Annotated in this window: 6 protein-coding genes; 4 read left to right on the top strand and 2 right to left on the bottom strand. The window is 68.3% G+C overall.

Features of this window, described 5'->3' with window-relative positions; all coding sequences use genetic code 11:
• On the bottom strand, positions 1-468 hold a 468-nt coding region (locus GJV64_RS12040; RefSeq protein ID WP_328799182.1), incomplete at its 3' end, for an inositol monophosphatase family protein.
• Between the two features lie 119 nt (positions 469-587).
• Here GJV64_RS12040 and GJV64_RS12035 point away from each other — a divergent pair.
• From GJV64_RS12035 to GJV64_RS12020, 4 genes are read left to right on the top strand one after another with little or no spacing between them, the layout of a single operon-like run.
• Positions 588-1892 carry a spinster family MFS transporter gene (locus tag GJV64_RS12035; protein ID WP_235927730.1) on the top strand — a complete coding sequence of 435 codons (1305 nt, stop codon included), beginning with the start codon at positions 588-590 and terminating at the stop codon, positions 1890-1892.
• Complete coding sequence (locus tag GJV64_RS12030) at positions 1870-2775, top strand: haloalkane dehalogenase (RefSeq protein WP_164157452.1); 906 nt, start codon at positions 1870-1872, stop codon at positions 2773-2775. The genes GJV64_RS12035 and GJV64_RS12030 overlap by 23 nt, the downstream gene beginning before the upstream one ends.
• A gap of 3 nt (positions 2776-2778) precedes the next feature.
• Positions 2779-3189: a DUF1330 domain-containing protein gene (locus tag GJV64_RS12025; RefSeq protein WP_164157451.1), complete on the top strand. Its 411-nt coding sequence runs from the start codon at positions 2779-2781 to the stop codon at positions 3187-3189.
• On the top strand, positions 3186-3836 hold the full coding sequence (locus GJV64_RS12020) for a 2-hydroxychromene-2-carboxylate isomerase (protein ID WP_164157450.1): 651 nt from the start codon (positions 3186-3188) through the stop codon (positions 3834-3836). The genes GJV64_RS12025 and GJV64_RS12020 overlap by 4 nt, the downstream gene beginning before the upstream one ends.
• Here the strand turns inward: GJV64_RS12020 and GJV64_RS12015 are convergent.
• The coding region (locus tag GJV64_RS12015; RefSeq protein WP_164157449.1) for a DUF1275 family protein at positions 3833-4288 on the bottom strand (456 nt) is incomplete at its 5' end. The two genes, GJV64_RS12020 and GJV64_RS12015, sit on opposite strands and share 4 nt — an antisense overlap.

Here is a 4288-nt window from a genome sequence, read left to right as displayed (position 1 = left end):
GGGCGCGCGGCTGCGGCTGATGGCGAGGCGCAGCGGGCTGGCTTCGGCCTTCAGCGGCGGTGGCGCATCGGTGGCAATGCTGCGCCCGCGCGCCGGCTGGGCAACCGCGCCGGCGGCCAGCCGGCCGTCGTCCAGCAGCGCCACGTGCACGGCAAAATCGTCGCGTCCGGCCGAGTATTCGCGGGTGCCGTCCAGTGGATCGATAATCCACAGGCGGCGGGCCGACAGCCGCTCTGCCGTATCGGGCGATTCCTCCGACAGGATCGCATCCCCTGGCCGCAGCTGGGCAAGCGCCGCCAGCAGATAGTCGTTGCTGGCCCGGTCGGCGGCATCGCCCAGCGCTTGGCCGTTGGCGGCGCCTGTGTTGCGCAACGCCACCAACAGGCGGCCGGCGGCATCGGCGAGGGCAAGCGCAAGCCGCGCGTCGGTGAGGGTTGCGGGTGGCAGTTCGGGCGGGGAGATGCTCATCGCCGTCTCCCTGCCAGTGTTGCCCTCACACAAGCAAGCGGCTTGCCACCCTGCCCACCTGCGGGCAGTCTGGCACGCAGGGGAAACCGGCGGCACAGCCGGGCATTTGGGAGATGGGGATGGCGCAACCTGGCGCAGCGCCCGAGGCAACGCATCCACGGCTGCTGCTGTGGACCCTGATGGTTGTCTACATCTTCAACTTCATCGACCGGCAGATCGTGTCCATCCTTGCCGAACCGATCGCCACCGATCTTCACCTGTCGGACAGCCAGCTGGGCCTGCTCACGGGCCTGGCCTTCGCGCTGTTCTATGCGACGCTGGGGGTGCCGATCGCGCGGCTGGCCGACAATGGCCGCAGCAACCGCAGCCGGCTGATCGCGGTGTGCGTGGCGGTGTGGTCGGCGATGACGGCGCTGTGCGGGGTGGCGCAGAATTTCTGGCAGTTGCTCCTGGCCCGCATTGGGGTGGGCGTTGGCGAGGCCGGCTGCACCCCCACCGCCCATGCCCTGATCGCCGACAGCCTGCCGCCCGAAAAGCGCGCCGGCGGCATCGCCTTCTTCGGGCTGGGCATCCCCATCGGCGGCCTGATGGGCACGCTGATCGGTGGCGGCATGGCCGAAACCCTGGGCTGGCGGCAGGCGTTCTACGTGGTGGGCCTGCCCGGCCTCGCGCTGGCCCTGTTCGTGTGGTTCTTCCTGAAGGACCCACGCATTGGCCGGGTGGCACCAGTGGACGCGCCGCCCCGCCTGTCGATGCTGGCCAGCCTGAAGAAGCTGGTCTCCTCCCCGGCCTACTGCCTGGTGTTGTCCGGTGCGTCGCTGGTCGCCTTCCTGTCCTATGGCAAGGGCGTGTGGGTGCTGGTCTATTTCCAGCGCACCCACGGGCTGAGTGTGGGCGAGACGGCGCTCTATGTCGGGCTCATCCTCGGTCTGGCCGGCATCTTCGGCACCTGGGCGGGCGGCTGGGCGGCCGATCGCTGGGGCCGGCACGACCGGCGCCACATGCTCACCCTGCCGGCTGTGGCCATGGCGCTGGCCGCGCCGCTGCTGTTTGCCGGCTATTGGGTGGATGACTGGCGGCTGGCTATCGCGCTGCTGGTGCTGCCCACGGTCGCCAACAGCGCCTATTACGGCCCGGCTTATGGCGCGGCGCAGGTGCTGGCGCGGCCCGACACGCGGGCCATGGCGGCGGCCTGGATGGTGTTCGCGCAGAATCTGATCGGGCTGGGGCTGGGGCCGCTGCTGTTCGGCGCGCTGTCCGATCTGCTGAAGCCCGAATATGGCGCCCAGTCGGTGCGCATAGTGCTCTATTTCGCCGCGTGGGCCGGGCTGCTGCCGGCGCTGCTGTTCTGGCTGGGCGCGCGGGCGCTGGGCCGCGAAGCCAACGGAAAGGAGCTTCCCGATGCACGTGTTGCGCACGCCTGACGCGGCCTTTGCCGGCCTTTCCGATTATCCCTTCGCGCCGCACTATGTCGAGATCAGGGACCGGGCGACGGCGACGCCGCTGCGCCTCCACTATGTCGATGAAGGCCCCCGCGATGCTGCGCCCATCCTGCTGATGCATGGCGAGCCGAGTTGGAGCTATCTCTATCGCAAGTTCGTACCGCCGCTGGCCGCTGCCGGCCACCGCGTGCTGGCGCCCGACCTCATTGGCTTCGGCAAGTCCGACAAGCCGGCGGACCGTGCCGATTACACCTATGAGCGCCACGTCGAATGGATGAGCGACTGGCTCACCGCGCTGGACCTGAAGGGCATCACCCTGTTCTGCCAGGATTGGGGTGGGCTGATCGGCCTGCGGCTGGTGGCGGCCTTCCCCGATCGCTTTGCCCGGCTGGTGATCGCCAACACCGGGCTGCCGATCGGCACCGGCTGGTCTGAAGGCTTTGCCGCCTGGCTGGCCTTCTCGCAGCGGGTGGAGACCTTCCCGGTGGGCTTCATCGTCAACGGCGGCACCACGCGCGAGCTGACGCCGGCCGAAGTCGCCGCCTATGATGCCCCGTTTCCGGACGAGACGTACAAGGAAGGCGCCCGCCAGTTCCCCACTCTGGTGCCGATCACGCCCGAACACGCCAGCGTAGCCGAGAACAAGGCGGCGTGGGAGGTGCTGTCCCGCTTCGAGAAGCCGGTGGTCACCTGCTTTTCCGACAAGGACGCCGTCACCCATGGCGGCGAGAAGATCTTCATCGAGCGCATCCCCGGCGCAAAGGGCCAGCCCCACACGATCGTCAAGGGCGGCGGCCATTTCCTCCAGGAGGATGCGCCGGAGGAACTGGTGCAGATCATCCTTGATCACATCGCGCGGGGCTGAGCCATGCAGGTGAAGAACGAGACGACGCCCCGACCGGAGGTTGCACAGGCCTTCTTCGCGGAGGCCCACCATGGCCCGATGGTGATGGTCAACCTGTTGAAGTTCAAGGATAAGGCCACCTATCCCGACGGCCGCGATCCCGACCTGTCGGGGCGCGACGCCTACAACCGTTATGGCGCCGCCGTGGTGGCCTGCCTCGAGGCGGTGGGCGGTCGGGTGATCTATTCCGGTCCGGTCACCGGCATCATGCTGGGCGAGGTGGACGAGCTGTGGGACGCAGTGGCGCTGGCCTATTATCCCAGTCCGCAAGCCATGTTGCAGATGGTGGCGCTGCCCGAATATCAGGCCATCGAAATCCATCGCTACGCCGGTCTGGCCGGGCAGCTCAACATCCGCACGAGGCCAGCATCATGAGCCTGTCCTTCGACCTCTACTGGTCGTTCCGCTCGCCTTATTCCTACTTGCTGCTGCCGCGCGTGGTGGAACTGGTGGCGACCCACGACGTGAGCTGCACCGTGCGCATCGTCTATCCGATTGCGGTCAGGCAGGCGGATTTCTTCCAGAAGGTCGATCCGCTGTGGGTCTTCTACCTGATGAAGGACACTTACCGCACGGCGCAATATCTCGGCATGCCCTTCCGCTGGCCGGTGCCCGATCCGGTGCTGATGGACCCGGCGACGCGGCTTTACCCGGCCGAACAGCCCCATATCCACCGCCTGTCGCACCTGGGGGTCGCGGCAGCCGAAGCCGGGCGCGGCCTCGCCTTCATCCGAGAGGTGTCCCACACGATCTGGAGCGGCACCATCGACAATTGGCACGAGGGCGATCACCTTGCGCAGGCTGCGGCCCGCGCCGGGCTGGACCTTGCCGTGCTTGATGCCGCGATAGCGGCCGATCCCGATCATTACCGTGCCGCCGTGGAGGCCAACCAGGACGCACAGCGCGTTGCCGGCCATTATGGCGTGCCGCTGATGGCCCTGGATGGTGAGCCCTTCTTCGGCCAGGATCGCTTCGACCAGCTGGTCTGGCGGCTACAGCAAAAGGGGCTGATAGCGCGCTAGAGGTCGATCAGCACGGCCAGCATGGCGGCGATGACCGCGGCAATGGCGAGATTGGTCATGCCCAGCAGCGGCCAGGCCAGCGCGCCCGCCACCGCGCCGCCGATCATCGCCAGCCACAGCAACAGCCACGGCAGGAAGGCCAGCGCCGGCCCGCCCGCCAGTGCCGCGGCGATGCGCTGTCCTACCTTGACGAGATTGCCGGTCATGAAGGTGAGGCTGATCCGCACGTCGCCGCCGGCTTCGAACACGCAATTTTCGGCGCCCATCGCCATCGCCGCCAGCAGCAGCGCCGGCCACGGGAGGCCGCTGGCCGCCAGCCCTGCCGCCAACCCCAGCAGGCCGGCCACCAGCAACAGTTGCCCGCGCCGGCGCGCCTGTCGCAGTCGCCGGCCAAGCAGCGAGGCAAAGGTGACGCCCGCCACGAAGGCGGCCAGCAGGCCAGCGGCAAAGCC

Source organism: Sandarakinorhabdus rubra (assembly GCF_010994245.1).
GTDB lineage: Bacteria > Pseudomonadota > Alphaproteobacteria > Sphingomonadales > Sphingomonadaceae > Sandarakinorhabdus > Sandarakinorhabdus rubra.
Note: the sequence above shows the minus strand (reverse complement) of the source record. Positions and strands in the feature narration are given on the sequence as shown.

Excerpts from the sequence above, each read along its gene's own strand:
- GJV64_RS12025 (WP_164157451.1), top strand. The coding sequence starts at position 2,779 with ATGCAGGTGAAGAACGAGACGACGCCCCGACCGGAGGTTGCACAGGCC.
- GJV64_RS12020 (WP_164157450.1), top strand. The coding sequence starts at position 3,186 with ATGAGCCTGTCCTTCGACCTCTACTGGTCGTTCCGCTCGCCTTATTCC.
- GJV64_RS12030 (WP_164157452.1), top strand. The coding sequence starts at position 1,870 with ATGCACGTGTTGCGCACGCCTGACGCGGCCTTTGCCGGCCTTTCCGAT.
- GJV64_RS12035 (WP_235927730.1), top strand. The coding sequence starts at position 588 with ATGGCGCAACCTGGCGCAGCGCCCGAGGCAACGCATCCACGGCTGCTG.